Annotated in this window: 19 protein-coding genes; 9 read left to right on the plus strand and 10 right to left on the minus strand. The window is 66.1% G+C overall.

All coding sequences use genetic code 11. The annotated features are described in order from the left end of the window. Positions 1 to 14: 14 nt before the first annotated feature. From AAFF19_RS13910 to AAFF19_RS13920, 3 genes are all read right to left on the minus strand, one after another. The gene (locus AAFF19_RS13910) at positions 15 to 872 is read right to left on the minus strand and encodes a YbgC/FadM family acyl-CoA thioesterase (RefSeq protein WP_008906963.1); all 858 of its coding nucleotides are present in this window, start codon (positions 870 to 872) and stop codon (positions 15 to 17) included. An 11-nt stretch (positions 873 to 883) separates the two neighbouring features. After that, positions 884 to 1,804: an alpha/beta hydrolase gene (locus AAFF19_RS13915; RefSeq protein WP_342721856.1), complete on the minus strand. Its 921-nt coding sequence runs from the start codon at positions 1,802 to 1,804 to the stop codon at positions 884 to 886. A 104-nt stretch (positions 1,805 to 1,908) separates the two neighbouring features. Further along, complete coding sequence (locus AAFF19_RS13920) at positions 1,909 to 2,067, minus strand: hypothetical protein (RefSeq protein ID WP_182120113.1); 159 nt, start codon at positions 2,065 to 2,067, stop codon at positions 1,909 to 1,911. Positions 2,068 to 2,169: 102 nt separating this feature from the next. Between AAFF19_RS13920 and AAFF19_RS13925 the strand changes: the two genes are divergently transcribed. Together AAFF19_RS13925 and AAFF19_RS13930 are read left to right on the plus strand one after the other, a co-directional pair. Beyond that, positions 2,170 to 3,306 (plus strand): iron-containing alcohol dehydrogenase, encoded by a 1,137-nt coding sequence (locus AAFF19_RS13925; RefSeq protein WP_342720386.1) that lies wholly within the window; start codon positions 2,170 to 2,172, stop codon positions 3,304 to 3,306. A gap of 231 nt (positions 3,307 to 3,537) precedes the next feature. Further along, complete coding sequence (locus AAFF19_RS13930; RefSeq protein ID WP_342720387.1) at positions 3,538 to 6,369, plus strand: EAL domain-containing protein; 2,832 nt, start codon at positions 3,538 to 3,540, stop codon at positions 6,367 to 6,369. Positions 6,370 to 6,378: 9 nt separating this feature from the next. Here AAFF19_RS13930 and AAFF19_RS13935 read toward each other — a convergent pair whose 3' ends face one another. The 3 genes from AAFF19_RS13935 to AAFF19_RS13945 form a co-directional block, all read right to left on the minus strand. Beyond that, positions 6,379 to 7,542 carry a patatin-like phospholipase family protein gene (locus AAFF19_RS13935; RefSeq protein ID WP_342720388.1) on the minus strand — a complete coding sequence of 388 codons (1,164 nt, stop codon included), beginning with the start codon at positions 7,540 to 7,542 and terminating at the stop codon, positions 6,379 to 6,381. Between the two features lie 82 nt (positions 7,543 to 7,624). After that, positions 7,625 to 8,452 carry an HDOD domain-containing protein gene (locus AAFF19_RS13940; protein ID WP_342720389.1) on the minus strand — a complete coding sequence of 276 codons (828 nt, stop codon included), beginning with the start codon at positions 8,450 to 8,452 and terminating at the stop codon, positions 7,625 to 7,627. Positions 8,453 to 8,509: 57 nt separating this feature from the next. Beyond that, positions 8,510 to 10,879: a Tex family protein gene (locus AAFF19_RS13945; protein WP_342720390.1), complete on the minus strand. Its 2,370-nt coding sequence runs from the start codon at positions 10,877 to 10,879 to the stop codon at positions 8,510 to 8,512. A 161-nt stretch (positions 10,880 to 11,040) separates the two neighbouring features. Here AAFF19_RS13945 and AAFF19_RS13950 point away from each other — a divergent pair, with 161 nt between their 5' ends. The 5 genes from AAFF19_RS13950 to AAFF19_RS13970 all read left to right on the plus strand — a co-directional run bounded on the left by AAFF19_RS13950 (position 11,041) and on the right by AAFF19_RS13970 (position 14,698). Then, entirely contained in the window at positions 11,041 to 11,451 is a 411-nt protein-coding gene (locus AAFF19_RS13950) for a hypothetical protein (protein WP_008904362.1), read from the plus strand. A gap of 41 nt (positions 11,452 to 11,492) precedes the next feature. Then, positions 11,493 to 12,605: a DUF72 domain-containing protein gene (locus AAFF19_RS13955; RefSeq protein WP_342720391.1), complete on the plus strand. Its 1,113-nt coding sequence runs from the start codon at positions 11,493 to 11,495 to the stop codon at positions 12,603 to 12,605. Positions 12,606 to 12,709: 104 nt separating this feature from the next. Beyond that, complete coding sequence (locus tag AAFF19_RS13960) at positions 12,710 to 12,994, plus strand: hypothetical protein (RefSeq protein ID WP_342720392.1); 285 nt, start codon at positions 12,710 to 12,712, stop codon at positions 12,992 to 12,994. A gap of 9 nt (positions 12,995 to 13,003) precedes the next feature. Next, positions 13,004 to 13,771, plus strand: a complete 768-nt coding sequence (locus AAFF19_RS13965; protein ID WP_342720393.1) for a histidine phosphatase family protein — start codon at positions 13,004 to 13,006, stop codon at positions 13,769 to 13,771. 3 nt (positions 13,772 to 13,774) lie between these two features. Next, a complete protein-coding gene (locus AAFF19_RS13970) occupies positions 13,775 to 14,698 on the plus strand; it encodes an NAD(P)H-hydrate dehydratase (protein WP_034693702.1) in 924 nt (307 codons plus the stop codon). A 90-nt stretch (positions 14,699 to 14,788) separates the two neighbouring features. On the opposite strand, the gene AAFF19_RS13975 is transcribed toward AAFF19_RS13970, so the two are convergent. Beyond that, positions 14,789 to 16,006, minus strand: a complete 1,218-nt coding sequence (locus tag AAFF19_RS13975; protein ID WP_342720394.1) for a multidrug effflux MFS transporter — start codon at positions 16,004 to 16,006, stop codon at positions 14,789 to 14,791. 93 nt (positions 16,007 to 16,099) lie between these two features. Beyond that, positions 16,100 to 17,122, minus strand: a complete 1,023-nt coding sequence (locus AAFF19_RS13980) for a diguanylate cyclase (RefSeq protein WP_342720395.1) — start codon at positions 17,120 to 17,122, stop codon at positions 16,100 to 16,102. Between the two features lie 612 nt (positions 17,123 to 17,734). Here AAFF19_RS13980 and AAFF19_RS13985 point away from each other — a divergent pair. Together AAFF19_RS13985 and AAFF19_RS13990 are read left to right on the plus strand one after the other, a co-directional pair. Further along, entirely contained in the window at positions 17,735 to 18,370 is a 636-nt protein-coding gene (locus AAFF19_RS13985) for a GGDEF domain-containing protein (RefSeq protein WP_342720396.1), read from the plus strand. Between the two features lie 129 nt (positions 18,371 to 18,499). After that, positions 18,500 to 19,117, plus strand: coding sequence for a BON domain-containing protein (locus AAFF19_RS13990; RefSeq protein ID WP_342720397.1), 618 nt, complete (start codon positions 18,500 to 18,502; stop codon positions 19,115 to 19,117). A 38-nt stretch (positions 19,118 to 19,155) separates the two neighbouring features. On the opposite strand, the gene AAFF19_RS13995 is transcribed toward AAFF19_RS13990, so the two are convergent. Continuing rightward, on the minus strand, positions 19,156 to 19,857 hold the full coding sequence (locus AAFF19_RS13995; protein ID WP_182120130.1) for a Crp/Fnr family transcriptional regulator: 702 nt from the start codon (positions 19,855 to 19,857) through the stop codon (positions 19,156 to 19,158). Between the two features lie 155 nt (positions 19,858 to 20,012). Then, a complete protein-coding gene (locus tag AAFF19_RS14000; RefSeq protein ID WP_342720398.1) occupies positions 20,013 to 20,687 on the minus strand; it encodes a Crp/Fnr family transcriptional regulator in 675 nt (224 codons plus the stop codon). Between the last annotated feature and the right edge of the window lie 253 nt (positions 20,688 to 20,940).

Here is a 20,940-nt window from a genome sequence, read left to right on the forward strand (position 1 = left end):
TTTCAGGAGCAATACTACAGCTGTCGCGACATCGCGATGTGCGCAATACCAGCCTCTTCCCACGGGTCGCCCGCTGCGGCAAACCCGGCGCGGCGGTAGAAGCCCTCGGCGCTGCGCTGGGCGTGCAGCTGCACCTCGGTATCGCCCCGGGCACGCGCGGCGGCGACCAGGGCCTCCAGCAGTTCCCGCCCCCACTGGGCACCGCGCACTGAACGGTCTACAGCCATCCGGCCGATGCGCGCCACACCGGGCGCCTGCTGCAGCAGACGCCCTGTGGCCACGGGCATGCCCAGGCGGTTGTAGACGACCGCGTGTCTGGCGGTCGCATCCAGCGCATCGGCCTCGATGTCGGGCGCAATGCCCTGTTCACGCACGAACACCTCTGTGCGCAACCGGCTCGCATCCCGGCCCAGGGCGTTCCAGTCGCCCGTCTTGACTTCAGCCATCTCGGCGCCCGCTTCGAAGCTCTCAAAAATGGCCCGCAGCGCGGGGGGCACGGGGCGCGAGGTTTGCGTGGCCGGGTCGGCAAACACGTAGATCAGCTCGCCGGACACCAGCAACTGATCGCCCGCGAAGATACCCGCCTGGAACAGGCTGGACGAAGTGCCCACCCGGGCGCAGCGCAGCCCTACGTCCAGGGTATCGTCCAGCCGCGCCGAGGCGTGGTATTCCACGGTGGCTTTCTTGACGTACATCTCGCCGCCCAGGGTCTGCATCCCCGCTTCATAGGGCAATGCCAGCGCACGCCAGTAATCGCTCATGGCCGTGTCGATGTACATGAGGTAGTGGGCATTGAAGACGATCTTTTGCATGTCCACTTCGGCCCAGCGCACGCGTAGGCGGTGGAAACAGCGGAAATCAGTGCGTTGCATGGTTTTCTTTCTCACTCCATTTGAAATGCCTGGCGCAGCGCACGGGCGGCGTCTGCGTGGGCCTTGCGCGCTTCGGGAATGGCGCGCCCCATCTTGATGAACTCGTGGGTGACACCGCGGTAAATATCGAGATCAACGGGCACACCCGCCAGCCGCAGCTTGTCGGCGTAATCGATGCCCTCATCCACCAGGGGGTCGCATTCGGCCAGGCCGATCCAGGCCGGCGCAACGCCCTCCACGTCCGGCGCCAGTAGAGGCGCAAAACGCCAGTCTTCGCGTTCCTCTCGCGTGGTCACATAATTCCCGAAGAACCAGCTGATGGCGGGCTCCTCCAGCACCAGCCCCCGCGCGAAGGTGGCGTGGGAAGGCGTGTCCTGGTGCGCTGCGCACCCGGGGTAAATCAGCAGCTGCAGTGCCAGGGGCAGGTTCGCATCGCGTGCCAGGATGGCATTGACGGCAGCCAGCGTGCCGCCCGCGCTGTCGCCCCCTACGGCAAGGCGCTGCGGGTCTGCACCCAGGCTTGCGGCGTTGGCGGCAAGCCATAGCAGCGCATCCCACGCATCGTTGCTGGCCGTGGGAAAGCGGTGCTCCGGCGCCAGCCGGTAGTCCAGCGACACCACCATGCAGTGGCCCAATCGCGCCAGTTCACGGCACAGGATGTCATGTGTGGCAATGCTGCCAATGGTGAATCCCCCGCCGTGGGTGTAGAGCAGTAACGGCAGCCCCGTGTCGGTGGTGGGGGCATACAACCTCGCAGGCAGTGCGTGGCCGTCGCGGGCAGGAATGTGGAAGTCTTGCACGCGCGCCAGAGGCGCCTTGGGCACTTCGAGCACGTCGGCGCCCGCCTGGTAAGCGATACGCGCATCGTGCGGGCTGCGGGTGTGCAGCGGGGGATGCCCCGCACGCGCCATGCGTTCGAGCACGCTGCGCATCTGGGGGGTGAGACGGGTGTGGTGGATGTGCAGGTCGGTCAAGGGTCAAAGTCTCGGCAATTGAAAGGCTTTGGCCCGCAGGGCGCGGGCCGGCACGCACAGCGCTACGTGAAAGAAAGGGGCTCGATCGCCTTGCCCGGCAGGAGCGGCGAGAAGGTCTCCAAAAGGCCTGCGGCCGTCGCATCTTTCAGGCAATGCGCCTGCGCCTTTGTCGCAAATGCGACGACTAACAGGGCCGCCGTCAGGGTTTGCTTCGTTTTCACCCGTGTCTCCTGCTTATAAAGTGGGCTGTCGACATGTTCTCTTCTGTACGCCCGCGGGCTATCGTAAACGCTGGCACTTTCATTCACACATCCTGTTGCACCATGGCTTTCATCTACTACGTCACCCAGATCCAGTTTGAATTCGGCGCGGTCAAGCTGCTCAAGCAGGAATGCGAACGCGTAGGCATCACGCGCCCGCTGGTGGTGACGGACCCTGGCGTGAAAGCCGCTGGCGTGTTACAGAAGGCGCTGGATGCACTGCCCGGCCTGACCGTAGCGGTGTTCGACCAGACCCCGTCCAACCCCACCGAAGCCGCCGTGCGCGCCGCGGTAGAGATGTACAAAACCCAGGGCTGCGACGGACTGATAGCCGTGGGCGGCGGCTCGGCCATCGACTGCGCAAAGGGCATTGCCATTGCCGCAACGCACGAGGGCCCGCTCACCCACTACGCCACCATTGAAGGCGGCTCGCCGCGCATCACCGAGCGCGCCGCACCGCTGATCGCCGTGCCCACCACCAGCGGCACGGGCAGCGAGGTGGCACGCGGCGCCATCATCATCGTGGATGACCACCGCAAGCTCGGCTTTCATTCGTGGAACCTGGTGCCCAAGACGGCGATCTGCGACCCGGAACTCACGCTGGGCCTGCCGCCCATGCTGACGGCAGCCACCGGCATGGATGCAATTGCGCACTGCATGGAAACCTTCATGTCGGCCGCGTTCAACCCGCCAGCCGACGGCATTGCACTGGACGGCCTCACGCGCGGCTGGGCCCACATCGCACAAGCCACCCAGAACGGCAGCGACCGCGACGCACGCCTGCACATGATGAGTGCCAGCATGCAGGGCGCCATGGCCTTCCAGAAGGGCCTGGGCGCGGTGCATTCGCTGAGCCACAGCCTGGGCGGCGTGAACCCGCGCCTGCACCATGGCACTCTCAACGCGATGTTCCTGCCCGCTGTCATCCGCTTCAATGCAGCGGCCGAATCCGTGCAAAAGGAAAAGCGCATGGAGCGCATGGCGCACGCCATGGGGCTGGGCAGTGCGGGCGACATCCCCGAAGCCATCCGGGACATGAATGCGCGCCTGGGCCTGCCCACCGGTCTGGCCGCCATGGGCGTGACTGAAGCGATGTTCGACGACATCATCAAGGGCGCCATGGCCGATCATTGCCACAAGACCAATCCCCGCGTCGCCACGCCGCAGGAATACCGGGACATCCTCAGCCAGTCGCTGTAGTGCCCCCCCACTCGTAGCCGACGCCAACGACCCTGCGTGTGGTTGGGGTCGGCTGCGCGCAAACCTGGCGCGCATTCCAGCGCCGCCCATACCGTCGGTGGCCGACCGGGCCGCAAAAAAGCCCCACCCGGCTCAAGGCCGTGGCGCGCAACGCGCTAGACTCCGCCACACAATAATTAATTAATTAAACAAATTCTTACCCTGGGGTGGGGGGGGGAAGGGCGGCCGTTCATGCGCATCGGAAAACTCAGCACGTGGCTCCTGCGGGGTACCTATCCCCGGCTCTATGGCGCCATCGTGCTCATCATCCTTTTGGTCAGTGCTGTGCGCTATCACTACCTGGTCGCCACGGAGACCGACGAAGTCCGTCGCCACGCCAGCAGCGAACTGCGCCGTGTGGGCGATGCCCTAATGCCATCGCTGGCAGACCTTCCACCTTCAGACAACGCAGCACGAGATCGGCTTCTGAACGACGCACTGGTGCGGTTTGGCCCGGTTGTTGAATCGCTGTCCTGGCAGCTGCCGGGCGCACCCGCCAGCGTGGCTACGGTGCCGCGATCACTCCCGGCAGCACCCGACTGGTTCACCGGCTGGGTAGACATCGATCCGCCCACCCAGCAGTTCGGGCACGGCCTGCCCGGCGGTCAATCGGCGCGCCTCACCGTGACGTTGCAGGCCGCGCCACTGATCAACCAGGTGTGGAAAACCGTGGTGGTCCAGGGGCGCATCTCCGCGATCAATATCTTCACCATCCTGTTTCTGCTCACGCTGCTGCTGCGCGCCAATGCGCGCACATTGCGCCGCCTGACCGAGGCGACCGACGCTTTCCGCCAGGGCCGCCTGGACACGCGTATGCAAATGACCGGCACGCTGGAGTCGCGGGCGATGGCCGCCGCGTTCAACGACATGGCGGGCAAAATCCAGTCTCTGGTCCTGTCGCTGCGTGAAACCCAGCAGCAGCAAAGCGAGCAACTGCACTTCACCCGCCAACTGATTGATGCCCTGCCGCTGCCGGTATTTGTGCGCGATGCCGATGGCGCCTACCTGGACGTCAACCGCGCCTGGAAGCAGCTGTTCCATGTGCCCGCGGGTCCGGGCAATGCGCAATCGTCCAGCATGGCCTATCCGCCGGAGCTCTCGCCTGAACGCTCTTCGCAGATCGCCCAGGCGCAGGACAACGAAATCCGCATCTACCCGCCGCACCAGCAGGCCCCCAGGGACATGGCGTATTTCGAGGCGCCGTTTACCACCACGCGGGGCAAGCTGGGCGGCACGATCGGCACCCTGGTCGACGTGACCGACCGCAAGCGGGCCCAGGAGGCCCTGCGCGCCGAAAAGGAACGGGCTGAAGTCACCCTGGCTTCCATCGGCGACGGCGTCATCACCACCGACCTCCATGGGCGTATCGAAACCATCAACGAGGCCGCCCAGCTCATGACCGGTTTCACCGCCGACCAGGCCCTGGGACGGCAGCTCGACGATGTCTTTCGCCTCCACGAAGACCAGGGCAGCCTGAGCGCCAGCGCCATGGCGGGGCGCGACACCGTGACCGGCGCCCTGCAGCCGACCACCCACGAAGTGCTGATCCACCGGTCCGGCGAGCGCTATGCGATCGAATACACGGCATCAGCGATCCGCAAGGGCACCAGCGAAGCCGTGGGCTGTGTGCTGGTTTTCCGCGACGTCACCGAAACCCGCAACCTGCGCCACCAGATCTCGTGGCACGCCCGGCATGACGCGCTCACAGGCCTCTATAACCGGGCCGCACTGGCCGAGCGCCTGACCCATGCCATTTTCGTGGCGCGTCAACAGGGTTCGCTGCTGGCGGTTTGCATGCTGGACATCGACCACTTCCAGGTGGTCAATGACACCCACGGCAACCGCGTGGGAGACCGCCTGCTCAAGGAAACCGCGCGACGACTGGAGGCCTTCCTCTCGCCGCCGGATGTGACCGCCCGGATGGGGGGCGACGAATTCGTGCTGCTGCTCGGCGCACTGCCCGACGTGGCCGCCGTCGAGGCGCGCGTGGCCATGCTGATGGAACAGCTCGCCGCCCCCTATGCCATCGACGACCGACTTCTGCACACCACGGTGAGCGTGGGCATTGCCGTGTTTCCGCAGGACGACGCCAACCCCGACACCCTGCTGCGCCACGCCGACCAGGCCATGTGCCAGGCCAAGAGCTTTGGCCGCAATCAGCTGCACGTGTTCGATGTGCAGCACGACCACGCCGTACAAACCCAGCACACCCGCCAGACGGGCGTGGCGCGCGCACTGCACGCCGGCGAGCTGGTGCTGCACTACCAACCCAAAGTCAACCTGCGCACCGGCGAGATCCTGGGCCTTGAAGCCCTGCTGCGCTGGCAGCACCCCGAGCATGGTCTGGTGGGGCCGCAGCACGTATTGCCGCTGATCGAGGACGTAGAACTCCAGGTGGAGCTGGGCGAATGGGTTCTGCGCCAAGCCCTTGCCCAGATGCGGCAGTGGACCGATGCAGGCATGCTCTGGGAGGTCAGCGTGAACATCGCCGCCACGCACTTTCACAAGGTCAACTTTGTGGAACGGCTCAAGGACATCCTGCAGACCTGCCCCGAAGTCTCGCCGTCCCGGCTGGAACTGGAAATCCTGGAATCCGCCGCCCTGCAGGACATGCAGTACATGCGCCACATGATGCAAAGCTGCCAGGCGCTTGGAGTCCGGTTTGCCCTGGATGACTTCGGCACCGGCTATTCATCGCTTTCTTACCTCAAGCGCCTGCGGGCGGACACGATCAAGATCGACCAGACTTTCGTGCAGGGCATTCTGGAAGACGGGGACGATCTCACGCTGGTCAGCGCCATCATCGCGCTGGCGGGAGCCTTCGGGCGGCATGTGGTGGCTGAGGGCGTGGAGACACCCCAGCAAGCCGCGAAACTGCTGGATCTCGGCTGCGAGCGCGCGCAGGGGTTCGGGATTGCCCGACCCATGCCAGCGCACGAGGTGCTGGCGTGGGCGCGCGAGCACAGCGCCCGCCACGCCTCCAAGGTCATTCAGACGGCAGCCAAGCGGCCTGCTTCACTCTGACGCCGGCAATTACAGCGGGTCAACAGCCTTCATATCCGGCCGCTCCAGCCACTCCGCCCATTCCTGTGCCAACTGCTGGCTGGCCCGTGTCGCCGCCCGCCATGCCTTGGCGCGGGACGCGCTATCGGCGCCGTAGTGGGTGAAATCGTTGCGGTCGGGAAGTTTGCCATTAGGCAGGGTGCGTACCCAGTCAGGACATGGGGACAACACCACCATGCTGTCGAGTGCAGCGGTGGATTTGTGGCGCCACTTGAGGCTTTTGTCGAGCCAGCCGGGCACCACGCGGTGCTGGAAGTGGGGGTACAGCACGAGGCTGCCCATTGCGCTTGCGGCTCCCAATTTCAGGTCATTTTTGCCTTCAGCGCTTGATGGATAAGCGCTTGCAGCTATCATTTTTGCACTTTCACCATGCTGCTTTCCGTAGGCCAGGTGCAGGTGATAGTCGGTAATGCCCCCGTCCCAGTACGCGCCGGGCGGCGCTCCCGGGATGTTGTGTACGGCCTGCAGCACAAACGGAATGGAGCAGCTCGCTTGCAGGGCCTGCATGAAGTTGTCCGCCGTGAGCCCGACCTGACGGGTGCGGTAGTCGGTGGTGGCAAATGGCAAGGCCGCACCGGCGGAGGAAAACACCACGCGCTCCAGCCAGGCGCCCATGGCCTTGCGGTGCACGGTGTTGGTGAGAAAAGCGCCCAGATAGCCCAGGGGCGTGGCGACACGGTGTTCGCGGCCCAGCAAATGCCGCCCGCGCGACGTGACGATGTGCAGGTGGTAACGGGAGTGGTTCAGCACCTCGCCGACACGCCCGCCATAGAACGCCTCCAGGTTCTGCCCGAATCGCTCGCTGACATGGGCCGCCGTGGGGCGCGTCTTGCCGGGAGGAAGCTCGTAGTCCTGGTGGATGTAGTCGTGCTCCAGGCGCTCAAACGCCGCCACGGACGCATCCAGGCACGCCGTGGCCATGCGCCATGCGCCAATCGAAGCGCCCACCAGATGAACCGGCTGTTGCGAGCGCGGCAGCCAGTCGCCAAAGATGAACCGGTCGAGCGGTCCGAGGATGAGGCCTTTGGGCCCGCCGGCGGCGGCAGGGATGACCGCCACATCAGACGGCTGCAGGCCGCGTTGTTCAAGGTGCTGGCGGGCGACGGGGCCGGCATGGATGCGCAGGGCTTTCATGGGCGGCATTGTCGCAGTGCACGGCGCCGTGCTGTGCTGTGGCATGGCCCAGGCAGGGCTGCACTCGCACCCCCTGCCCGGCTCACACCACGTAGTCTGCGACTTCCGGTTTGGCCGTCCAGTCAATCGGGTCTTGCTGAAGCACCATGTCGATGTCCAGGCCCAGAGGCAGCCCCACCTCTGCCGGGAAGGAAACCGCCAGCTCCTTCTCGCCCAGCTCGGCCTCACGGGCGCGGGCGCGCCAGGCGGCGAGGTGGATGACACCCGCCAGGGGCTCGTAGGCATTGTTGTCAAACGGTGCCCCCTGGTGCTGCATGGCGTCCACCAGCACTTCCGGCAGGCGCCAGCGGCGGGCCAGGCCGGCGGTGACATGGCCGAAGCTGTAGCCAAAGATGCGTTGTTCGATCTTGCCCCGCCGCATGTCGAACGGGGCCACCAGCGTGTTGACCGACTGGGCTTTTTCCGGATCGGCCAGGTGGATCACCAGCTCACCCAGCGCGTGCAGCAGCCCCGCCGTGTAGGCAGTCGTCTGGTTTTGCAGCGTCAGCCCTGCCAGGGACCGCGCGAGCTTGGCCGTGTTGAGGCTGTAGCGCCAGAACTGCTGCATGTTGACCCCGGGCACCGAACGCGAGGTGGTACCCAGCGGCGCCGTGGTGACCAGCGAACGCACCTGGGCCGTCCCCAGCAAGGCCAGCGCCTCGGGGATGTTGGCAATCTGCCGGGGCACCTGGAACGTGTGGGAGTTGGCCAGCTCCAGCAGCCGCCCGGCGAGTGCCGGATCCGAGCCAAAGAGCTTGTTCAGGCGGCGCAGGCTGGGCTCTTCATGGGCCAGCTCGCTCATCAGCAGCGCCACGGCGCGCGGAAGGCTGGGCAGGGCCACGGGTTCGGCCAGCAGTGCGTTCAACTCCATGGGGTGTGGGCGCGGGGGTTAAGGTGCGGCGATTATGGCCCCCACACCCCACCGTCACTATCGGTTCTTCGCCTGTTGCAACTTCGCAAAAGCCGACGCCATGGCCGACTGCTGCACAGGCTCGGGCCCCCGGCGCTGGGGTTGCGCATAGCCTCTGCCTGCGCCTTCAAACCGGTTATCGCGCAGCGCGCCCCGTTCACCGCCCTGGCGTGGTGGTGCATCCCCCAGCTTCATCGACAGGCCGATGCGCTTCCTCTCCACGTCCACCTCCATGACCTTGACCTTGACGATGTCGCCGGTCTTGACCACTTCGCGCGCATCGTTCACAAACTTGTGCGCCAGCTGGCTCACATGCACCAGGCCATCCTGGTGCACGCCCAGGTCGATGAAGGCGCCGAACTGGGCCACGTTGCTCACCGTGCCCTCCAGGATCATGCCTTCCTTCAGGTCCTTGATGTCCTCCACGCCGTCGTTGAAGCGCGCCACCTTGAAGTCCGGGCGCGGGTCGCGGCCGGGCTTTTCCAGCTCGGCCAGGATGTCCCTGACGGTGATGACGCCGAATTTTTCGTTCGCAAACAGCTCGGGCTTCAGGGTCTTGAGCATGTCGGCGCGGCCCATGAGCTCGGCCACGGGCTTGCCGGTCTTTTCCATGATCTGCTCGACCACAGGGTAGGTCTCGGGGTGCACGCCGGTCATGTCGAGCGGGTTCTCGCCATCGCGAATGCGCAAGAAGCCCGCGCTTTGCTCAAAGGTCTTGGCGCCCAGGCCCGCCACGTCCATCAGCTGCTTGCGGCTCTTGAACGCGCCATTGGCCTCGCGCCAGCGCACCACGGCCTTGGCCACGCTGCCCGACAGACCCGATACGCGGCTCAAAAGCGGCACGCTGGCCGTATTCAGGTCCACGCCCACCGAGTTCACGCAGTCTTCCACCACCGTGCCAAGGGTGCGCGCCAGCTCGCTCTGGTTCACGTCGTGCTGGTACTGGCCCACGCCGATGCTCTTGGGGTCGATCTTGACCAGCTCGGCCAGCGGGTCCTGCAGGCGGCGGGCGATGGAGGCGGCGCCGCGCAGGCTCACGTCCACATCGGGCATCTCTTGCGAGGCGTATTCGCTGGCGGAGTACACCGAGGCACCGGCCTCGCTCACCACCACCTTCTCAATGGCGTGGCCCACCTTGGCGGCCATCTTGATGAGGTCAGCGGCCAGCTTGTCGGTCTCGCGGCTGGCTGTGCCGTTGCCAATTGCAATCAGGTTCACACCGTGCTTTTCCACCAGCTTGGCCAGGGTGAACAGCGAGCCGTCCCAGTCGCGCTTGGGCTCGTGCGGGTACACCGTAGCGGTCTCCACCAGTTTGCCCGTGGTGTCCACCACGGCCACCTTCACGCCCGTGCGGATGCCCGGGTCCAAGCCCATCACCACACGCGGGCCAGCGGGCGCGGCCAGCAGCAGGTCGCGAAGGTTGTCGGCAAACACCTTGATCGCCACCTTTTCTGCGTCGTCGCGCAGGCGGGCAAACAGGTCGCGCTCGGTCGAAAGGCTCAGCTTGACGCGCCAGGTCCAGGCCACGCATTTACGGATGAGGTCATCGGCCTTGCGGCCCTGGTGGCTCCAGCCCAGGTGCAGGGCGATCTTGCCTTCGGCGAGGCTGGGCTTGCCGGGCTCCGGCTCGACGGGAAGCACCAGCTTGGCTTCCAGGATCTCCAGCCCGCGCCCGCGGAACACAGCCAAGGCACGGTGGGATGGCACGCGGCCAATGGGCTCGTCGTAGTCGAAGTAGTCGCGGAACTTGGAGACCTCGGGGTCGTTCTCGTTCTTGGATTCGACCTTCTTGCTGCGCAGCAGCCCCTCGGCCCACAGCCATTCGCGCAGGTTTTGCACCAGTGCCGGGTCTTCGGCCCAGCGCTCGCTGAGGATGTCGCGCACGCCATCGAGCACAGCGGGCACGGTGGAGAAGTCTGCACCCGGCTTGCCATCGTCCAGCACTTCGGGCGGCTTGGTGAACGCGGCGGCCTCTACAGCAGGGTCCAGCGCAGGATCGGCAAACAGCTTGTCGGCCAGCGGCTCGATACCGAACTCGCGCGCGATCTGTCCCTTGGTTCGGCGCTTTTGTTTGAAGGGCAGGTAAATGTCTTCCAGCTCCTGCTTCGTTGGAGCAGCGGCGATGGAGGCGCGCAGCGCGTCGGTCAGTTTGCCTTGCTCGTCAATGGCCTTGAGCACGGCCACGCGGCGGTCGTCCAGCTCGCGCAGGTACGACAGGCGCGCCTCCAGCTCGCGCAGCTGGATGTCGTCCAGTCCACCCGTCACTTCCTTGCGATAGCGGGCGATGAACGGCACCGTAGCGCCGCCATCCAGCAGCTCCACGGCTGCGCGCACCTGTTGTTCACTAACCCTGATTTCTGCGGCCAACTGCCGGATGATCTGCTGCATGTGTGGGCAAACTCTCTGAGACTCAGTCAAAACGAACAAAAACGCGAAGCGCGGGAGTTTGCCACAGCGCTTGCGACCATCGCCGCCCCGCCCCGAAAGCAGGCCGCGCTGTCTAGAATGCACAGCCCAAGCCTTCAGGACCCACCCGCTTGTACCCCTCCATGCAGCCCCTGCCTTTCCCCATCCGCACGGAATGCCCGCCGGGCGCCTGTGTCTGCGACCGGGATGCGCTGCTGCAATCCCCGAACGCCGACGTTGATGCCCGCATCCTGCAGCTCACCCAGGCCGAGGAGAAAAAGCTGCTGCAGCGGCTGGAGAACATCACCAGCCTTGCCGACCTGCGGCGCCTGCAAGACCGCATGGAGCAGCAACTGGGCTTGCGCCTGACCATTGCACCCAGCCCGAATGAGGTGCGCACGCTGCGCGGCATCACCATCCTGGTCCATGAGCAGCGGGGCCTGTGCCGCAAGACACGCCAGGCCATCCCGGCCGCCATCAAGAAGGGCATGGACCAGCGGCCGGAGATCACGTACGAGCTGTTGAACGAAGGCGGGCTGTTCTCCGGGCTGTAACGCTGCGCTGCCCCGCCCCCTGACCTATCGCAACGCACCGCATGCAAGACGACCTGTTCGGCACCGATGTCCCGAGGCCCCCTGCACCCGAGCGGCGGCCCATCCTGCCCGCCCAGGCCGATGCCGCTGAGGCTGAAGCTGAAGCTGCTGATCTGGCCAAAGCGCCTGCCCGGCGCAAACGCTCTGGCCAGGTCACCGCCATCACGCCCGACGATGCACTTCGTGCGCTGGCAGCCGCCCTGCCCCCACGGCTGCGCCTGGGCACGTCCAGCTGGAGCTACCCGGGCTGGCAAGGGCTGGTGTGGGAGGGCGAGCATTCCGAGACGCAGCTGTCCAAACAGGGCCTGGCGGTGTATGCCCAGCACCCGTTGATGCGCACGGTGAGCATCGACCGCAGCTTTTACCGCCCGCTCACCGTCAGCGAGTACGAACGCTATGCCTCGCAGGTGCCCGACGACTTCCGGTTTGTGGTGAAGGCACCCAGTGTGGTCACGGACGCCCTGGTGCGCAGCGAAGTCGGCCGGGGCCGCCAGGCCAACCCGGTATTTTTGAGCCCCGAACTGGCGCGCAGCGAGTTCGTGGAGCCCGCGCTGCAAGGCCTGGGGCACAAGCTGGGCGCGCTGGTGTTTCAGCTCAGCCCCCTGCCGCTGGCGCAGCTGGACCGCATGCCCCTGCTGCTGGATCGCCTGCGCGCCATGCTGCTCGTACAGCCCGCACTGACGCGGCTGGCACCCGATGGCGTGATCGCTGTGGAGGTGCGCGACCCCGAATGGCTGACCCCCGACTTTGCGGCGGTGCTGCGCGAGACCGGCGCCACCTACTGCCTGGGCCTGCATGCCAAGATGCCCCCGCTGCCGCAACAGCTGCCCCTGCTGCGCGCGCTGTGGCCCGGCCCGCTCGTGTGCCGCTGGAACCTCAACCCCGTGCATGGCCCGTATGGATATGAAGAGGCCGAGCGCCTGTACACCCCCTATGACCGCCTGCAACACCCTGACCTGCCCACCCGCGCCGAGCTGGCCAGCGTGGTTGCGGGCGTCACCCGGCGGGGGCAGAACGCGTATGTGGCGATCAGCAACCACGCCGAGGGTTGCGCGCCGCGCACGGTGCGTGCCCTGGCCGAGGCCGTTGCGGCCGCCACTGCAGCGGGGCGCTGAACTCCGCGTGTAGGACGCGGATCACGCTCGCCGAAACGGCGCGCCGACATCGCCGGCAAGCGCGTCCCGGCACCATGGCAACAGATTCACTTGGGTGTATTGCCATGAACCTGCCTCAAAAAATTCAAGATATCAAACAGTGGGACGACGCACGCCCCGGTTTCGTCGGTGAGCACTGGTTGGTGCTGGGCGCCGGTGTACTGCTAATGCGCCGGGCCGGCCGCAGCCGGGGCCTGGTGGGGCGCTTGCTCGGCCGCGCAGTCGGTGGCGCATTGATTGCCCGTGCCGCGTCGGGGCGCGACGGGGTCGCAAGCAAGCTTGCGCGCGTGGCGTCGGCAGCGGGTGGTTTGCCCCGTCCTGCGGGGCGCGCCGGCAAATCTGGCAGCTGATCCGACGCCATGGAAACCCGCTGGCCCGACATGCTGTGGGTGGTGCGCCACGGCCAAAGCGCAGGCAATGTGGCGCGCGATGCAGCCGAGCTTGCACGGCATCACACCATTGACATCGCATGGCGCGACATCGATGTGCCGCTGTCAGAACTGGGGGAGCAGCAGTCGGCTGCACTGGGCGAATGGTTTGGCCAGGCGCTGGTGCACGAACAGCCGCAGGTGATTTTGTGTTCGCCGTACGTGCGCGCCGTGCAGACAGCGAGGCTGGTGGCGCAGCACAGCCGCCTGGAGCACGTAACGCTGCGCCTGGACGAGCGGCTGCGCGAAAAGGAGTTCGGCATTCTGGACCGGCTCACCAAGTGGGGCATCGAACAACACCATGCCCAGCTGGCCGAACAGCGGGCCCATGTGGGCAAGTTTTACTTCAGGCCACCCGGTGGCGAGAGCTGGTGCGACGTGATCCTGCGCCTGCGCAGCCTGCAGGAAATGGTGACGCGCGAATACGCAGGGCAGCGCGTACTCATCGTGGCGCACCAGGTCATCGTCAACTGTGTGCGCTACTTGATCGAGCAGATGGACGAGCAGCAGATTCTGGACATCGACCGCCAGGGCGACGTACCCAACTGCGCCGTCACCACTTACCGCGCCCTCCGCACTGCCGAGGGGCGCGCCGATGCAGGCATGCAGCTGGTGCAGGCAAACTTTCTGGCGCCGCTGCGCAATACCCGCACCCCCGTGACGCGCGAGCCCGACGCCGCGGCTGCTCCCAAGCCTTGACGCATGGCCTCCCCCGCCCCACGCACACCCCGCCCCCGGGCCTTGACCGAGGCCTTGCTGCGCCGCTGGCCATTGCCGGCGCCCGGCGACGATGCCGACAAGGAGCAGCGCGGCCATGTGCTGGTGGTGGCCGGCAGCCACGAGATGCCCGGCGCAGCGCTGTTGGCTGCCGTTGCGGCCCTGCGCGCCGGCGCTGGCAAGCTGACGGTGGCGGCGCCCGAGCGGGTGGCGCAAGGCCTGGCACTGGCCATACCGGAAGCGCGCGTGATGGGCCTGGCCGAAACCCGCGCTGGCGGGTTTGCTGCGCGCGACTGCGAGCGTCTGGGCCCTCTGGCCGATCGCGTGAGCGCCGTGGTGCTGGGCCCGGGCATGCTGGACGAGGCCCGCAGCGTGGCGTTCGTGCGCGCAATGCTGCCGCTGTTTCGGCAGAGCACGGTGGTGCTTGATGCACTTGCGATGTCGGTGGTGCGCGACGCCCTGCCGCTCACACAACCCGTGGTGATGACGCCGCACGCCGGCGAAATGGCCCACCTGACCGGCGACACCAAAGAGGCCGTACTGGCGCAACCGCTTCAGGCCGCGTTGGCTGGCGCCCGGCGCTGGGGCGCTTGTGTTGCCCTCAAGGGCAGCACCACCTTCATTGCGCAGCCCGATGGAACCGCTCTGCGTTTTGCAGGCGGAACACCCGGCCTGGCCACCTCGGGCTCCGGCGACACGCTGGCCGGGCTGATCGGTGGACTGGCCGCGCGCGGCGCCGCCCCCCTGCACGCATGCGCCTGGGGCGTTTGGCTGCATGCACGGGCCGGCATTGCGCTGGCGCAGGACCAGGGCAGCCTTGGGTACCTGGCACGGGAGCTTTCGGCCCAGGTGCCGGCCCTGATCCACGCGCTGGCACCCCGCCCCGGCGGCGGGTTACGCAGGGGTTGATGCGGCCAACACCGTACCAAACAAGTGCCAAAAAGGCCTCCGACGCTTGATGGATAAGCGCCAGCAGCTATCAAATAAATAGTGAAGGCATCAAGATGCCTTGTGCGTCGCGACCGTGCGCCGGGCCGGGTCGCGTGCGAGGGTGATCCAGCACAGCACCACCCCCAACAACGCGCCAGTGGCCATGCCCACCACCATGGGCAGCGGTTTGCCATTGGCAAACAGGCCGACAACGCCCATGGCGGCTGCGCCGGTCAGCATCTGCAGGGTGCCCAGCAGGGCGGATGCCGTGCCGGCGATCGCGCCATGCTTTTCCAGCGCCAGCACCGAGGTGGTGGGTATCACCAGCCCCATGAGCGCGCTGGCACCAAAGTACAAGCCGATCAGCACCGCCAAATCATCACCGCCCGCCAGGTAGTACAGCAGCAACGACGCCATCACCGCGCCCGAGGCCGTGGCCGCCGCCTTTACCACCCGCACCATGCCAAAGCGCCCACCCAGCGTGGCGGTGAACTGGGAGGCGCCGATGAACGCCGCCGCGTTAACCCCAAAAGCCAGGCTGTACTGCGTGGGCGTAAGCCCATAGTGGTTGATGAGCACAAAGGGCGAGCCCGCCAGATACACAAAAAAACCGGCCATGGCGCAGCCGCCTATGAACACCAGGCCCAAATAGTGCCCGTCGCGCAGTAGCAATGCATAGGCGCGCAGGGCTCCACCCAGGCTGCTTTCCACGCGGTCGGCCGCAGGGCGCGTCTCCCGCAGGCTCCCCCACACCAGCGCCAGCCCCGCCACGGCGGCCACGGCCACCACCCAGAACACACCGCGCCAGCCGGTCAGCGCAATCACCCCGCTGCCTGCGAGCGGCGCCAGGATGGGTGACACGCTGAACACCAGCATCAGCAGCGACATCAGGCGCGCCGCTTCGGTGCCCGTGTGCAGGTCGCGCACCACCGCGCGCGGTATGGCCATGCCCGCCGCCGCCCCCAGCCCCTGTACGAAACGCAGGGCCACCAGCGTTTCGATGTCTGTCGCCAGCGCGCAGCCCACACTGGCCAGCGTGAACACGCCCAGGCCAAAGTACAGCGGCGGCTTGCGCCCCACCATGTCGGAAATGGGGCCATAAAACAGCTGGCCGACACCGAGCGCCAGGAAAAACGCCGTCAGGCTCCACTGCACGGCGCCCACAGATGCCCCCAGACTGGCGCCAATGTCGGGCAGAGCGGGCAGGTACATGTCGATGGCAAACGGCCCGATGGCCGAGAGCAGGCCCAGGATGAGGGCCATTTTGAGAAAACGGGAAAATTGCATAGCCGTCCATTGTCGCCACTTCGGCGCGTTTCATTCGGGTAAACCCTGAATGAACAGCCGCTGCGGCTGGCGCAGCGCGGATGCCCGCAGGCTTCAGTCAGGCGCCACCACAATGCAGTTGCGGCCAGACTGCTTTGCCTGGTACATCGCACGGTCGGCGCGGCGCACGAGTTCTTCGGGGGCCTGATCACGCTCCGGCACCACAGTGGCCACGCCAAAGCTCACCGTCACTATGCCAAACGGGGCGCCATAGTGCGGCAGGGCCAGCGACTGCATGGCGTGCTGGATCTTGCGCGCCACTTCCAGGGCCGCCGGCGCGTCGGAGGCGGGGAGCAGCGCCACAAACTCCTCGCCGCCAAAGCGCGCCACCAGGTCGCCATCGCGGCGCCCGCCCGTTTGCGCCAGGGTCAGGGCCAGGGTCTGCAGGCATTTGTCTCCGGCCAGGTGGCCGTAGTGGTCATTGAAGTGCTTGAACACGTCCACGTCCAGCATGATGAGCGAGAGCGGCGTGCGCGCCCGTTGGGCCCGCGCCCATTCATGCGCCAGGGTCTGGTCAAAATGCCGACGGTTGGCAATGCCGGTGAGCCCGTCGGTGTTGCTGATCAACTGCAGGCGCTGGTTCGCCTCGGCCAGGGCCTGGGTGCGCTCCTCCACCAGGGCCTCTAGCTCCAGGTTGCGCTGCTGCAGGCGGCCTACCGGAAACACCTCGCCTTCACGCGCCAGGCCGTAGGGGATGGAAAAGCTGCTGTGCGCAATCTTCCAGTCGCCGCCCTCATGGCGAAACACCAGCACCAGCCGCACGGTCTCGCGGGCAAACACTACGTCAGGCATGGGCAGGTGGATGTGGAAAAACGCGGTGCCAGCCACCACGTCATCGCTCAGCTCCTGGGGGAAGAGGTCCACCACGTCAATGCCGATGCGCCCGGGCACCTGGGCAAAGTCCTGCAAGGTGACGTCCACCCAGTCGCTACGGCTCTTGATCAGCTGGTCGCTGCTGCCCGCAAAGCCGCTGAAGTTGTCGCTGAAGCGGGTGACCAGCCTCGCATCCCGTGCGGCATACATCTCGATGTATTCGTCGAACAGCAGGCGGACCAGCCGTTGGCGTTCTGGGGACATGGGAGGACTCCTGGCCAGAGGCTCAAACAGGTGCTTTCAGGAGACTGTCGGACTTGAAGCGTCGATAGCTCCATAGCCAGCTATGAGGCAAAAGGACGGTGAAAAACGGACCGCTGCGGCCGATTTGCAGCCGATGACGTCCAAGTCCGACAGCCTCCGAGCGATAAAACTGAATGTAACACCGGCAACAGGACACCACTTCGTTCTGGGTGCAGCCTGCAGCATGCAAAGCCCACAGGTCGCACGCGCCCAGCTATGTGCGTTGCCAGACAGTGGCACGGCTTGCAACCTTCCAGACTCTGCGCAACAGGGCCACGCACCCTGACAACACGCCGCAAGGCGAGCCGCCCCCATGGAAGGGGGAGGCGCAACAGGGCTCGGCATATGGGTAACCACCAAAAACAGTTCCTGTGGGGCAAGGCCCTCACCACCTCCTGGCCATCCACTGCGCAACTGCAGCGCTGGAACCATATCACCCGCGCCGTGCTTGCGCAGTGGGTGCGCCCCTGGGCAACTCAGGCTCCAACGCATGTGCCTTACCCGGCGCACGCCCTGCATTCAAGGCCCGGCGCCGGCTTCACAATGCCAGACTGTGTCGCCGCGCTGGAGGATATGCACCAGGCCCTCCAACGGGAGACCGCCCAGCGGCAGGAGCTGGAGCGTGCCATCCATGGAACCCGCAAGGCCCTCGCCCAGGCCGAAGCCGACCTGGCCTGTGTGCGCGGTGGTGAGCGCCAGGCGCGCCACCTGGCCATGCACGATGAGCTGACCTCCCTGCCCAACCGCCGCCACCTGCTGCAGCAACTGGGACACGCCCTGGCGCAACGCGGGCCCGACCACCCAGGGCCTGCGGTGATCTATATCGACCTGGACCACTTCAAGGCTGTGAACGACACCCATGGACACGGTGTGGGCGACGAGGTGCTGCGCATCACCGCCGCACGGCTGAGTGCAGCGGTGCGGCAAGGTGACCTGGTGGTGCGTCTGGGTGGCGACGAATTCGCATGCCTGCTGCATGGTGTGGCCGACGCCGTACCGCTGCGCCAGCTGTGCACCAAGTTGCTGGGCGCCGTCTCCCGTCCCATGAAGGTCGCCGACCTGCAATTGCTGGTGCGCCCCAGCATCGGCGTAGCCATGTGCCCCCAGCACGGCACGGTGGCCAAGGACCTGCTGGCCTGCGCGGATGCAGCCATGTACGCGGCCAAGCGCGAGCGGCGCGGGTTTGCGTTTTACGGCGAAACCGCATGACCCCGAAGCCCGCTGCTCCAAAGTAAAAACGCCACATGGGTGCGGTTACGAACAGACCACCGCCGCGCGCCGTGGAACAGTACAAGCACCGGCCACCACCAGGGTGACCGCCTTCCAAAGGACTGTTTCATGCGCCATCCCACACCCCGCCAACTTTCAGGCGCCCTGTTGGGGGCGCTTGCTGTGATGTCGCCGCAGGGATGCAAGCGCATCGAGATGGCCACACCGAAGGTACCGGCAAAGCCCTCCCCGACGGCCTACGTGGACGACAGTGTGCTGACATCCCGCGTCCGTGCCGCACTCCTGCGCTCGCCAGTGGTGAACAGCTTCAACATCGGCATTGAAACGCACGAGGGGGTGGTTTTGCTCAGCGGCATGGCGGTGAACACCACGCAGATCGATCTGGCCGTGTTTGTGGCGCAAACCGTTCCAGGGGTGAATTCTGTGGACAGCTTCATGTTCTCCTCGGGCTTGGCCGCCGCTGAAACCACCGAGAAGGCCTACAGCGTCGACCCGGGCGGCCTGACGGCCACACGCCCCCCGGGCCAAATTCCGCCCGTTGAGCGATCGGGCCGAGGGGGGCAGCCTTCAAACACCCCCACCCCGGTGATCTCGGTGAGTCATCCGCTCTCCGCAGACAACTCGGTCACCCCAGAGAAGGCGCACCGCCCGTCCCGCTGGGTTGGAATGGCACACCGAGTGCTGGGCATTCGCAGCATTCAGGATGAGCTGTTGATCAAGCCATAGACTGCTTCGGGGCCATCGACCACCGGGTGCACCGTGCGTCAGCGCTTGGCCGTCATCAACCGCTGGTAGATCTGCTTGTCAGCTGCGTAGCAGCTGCAGGCCTGGGCCTCCAGCGCCTGACGGTCACGCACCGTCAACTCGCCACGGTGGTAGGTAATCAGCCCGCTGTCCTGAAAATGGCTGGCCGCCTCCGTAACGCCCACCCTGCGCACGCCCAGCATCAGCGCCATGAACTCCTGGGTCACGTGAAAACACTCCGAACGCGATCGGTCCTGGCTCATCAACAGCCAGCGCGCCAGGCGCGGCGCAATCGGGTGGTAGCGCTGGCACGCTGCCGCCAGCGTCTGCTGGTGCAGGCGCGCCAGCAGACAGGCCTGGAGCAAGGCTTCCAGCTCGGGAATCGCTTGAACCTGTACCCGCAGCTGCCGGGCGCCGATGCGCCAGCTTGATCCAGCCCCCTGCACCAGCGCCCGCCAGGGTGTGGGAGCCAAGCCCAGGATCAGCTCCGAGCCCAGCATGGCCTCGGCTCCCACCATGCCGACTTCAAGCGGGGGGTGGCTGTCCACATCGATCACCAGAGACAGGAAGCCTTCCACGGGAAAGTGGGCATGTTCCAGCGGCTGGCCCCGCACGCTCAACTCTGCGGAAAGCACCAGCTCGAACGGCTCGCAATGGTCCAGCAGCTGCTGGCGCGCAGCAGGAGACAACTGTTGAAGAAGGATGTTTTCGGGGCGGTGCATCAGGGAGTTCCAGGGGTCGGCCAGCGCCGCACTGAAAAGCGGGGGCGTCATGACAACCTCGCAGGGGCTCGCCCAGCACAGGTCTGGGCGCAGTGTGGGCGCCCCTTTGCACCGTGACTGTCTGCCAGCGCACACAGCGCGCCGCGCGCGGCAGGCTAACTTGCAACGCCCTCGGGCAGCAACCGGTCGTACTCCTTCTTGACGACGTCGTAGCACTCGCAGGTGCGCCCTTCCAGGCCCGGTCGATCCAGCACATTGATGTGGCCGCGGGCATAGCTGATGAGCCCCGCGCGCTGCAGTTTGAGGGCCGCTTCGGTCACGCCCTCGCGCCGCACGCCCAGCATGTTGGCAATCAGCTCCTGCGTCATCACCAGCTGGTTGCTTTGCAGGCGGTCCAGACTCAGCAGCAGCCAGCGGCACAGCTGCTGGTCCAGCGAGTGGTGGCGGTTGCACACGGCGGTTTGTGCCATCTGGGTAATGAGCGCCTGGGTGTAGCGCAGCAGCAGGTGCATCACCGGCCCGGAGCGCTCGAACTCGTGCTTGATCACCTCGGCACGCAGGCGGTAGCCCGACCCGGCACTTTGCACCACCGCACGGCTGGGCGTGGTGCCACCGCCCATGAAGATCGAGATACCCACCAGGCCCTCAAAGCCCACCACCGCAATCTCGGCCGAGGCACCGTCCTCCAGCACGTACAGCAACGACACGATGGCGTTGGTAGGGAAATACACATACGGCATGGTTGCGCCGGATTCGTACAGCACCTGCCCCAGTGCCAGTTCCACCGCCTCCAGCTGAGGCAGCCAGCGCTGCAGGTCCGCCTGTGGCAAAGCGGCCAGCAGCTGATTCTGAAGGGGAGAGTTGGATCGTTTGATGGTGGCACCTTGTGGAACGCGGGGCGCACCACCATCGCGGTGGTGCCTGCGCCGCTGGGCAAGCAGCCAATGTGTGATGCCGCGCCCCTCGGGTCTGTACGGTATTGCACATACACACATTTACCAAATGACTTCTTCCCAATCGTGCTCCACGACGCATGCAACAGCGTCTGCCTGCGCACGGACAGGAATCACACCAGCATGAACC

Origin of the sequence: Acidovorax sp. FHTAMBA (genome assembly GCF_038958875.1) — a bacterium.
GTDB lineage: Bacteria > Pseudomonadota > Gammaproteobacteria > Burkholderiales > Burkholderiaceae_C > Acidovorax.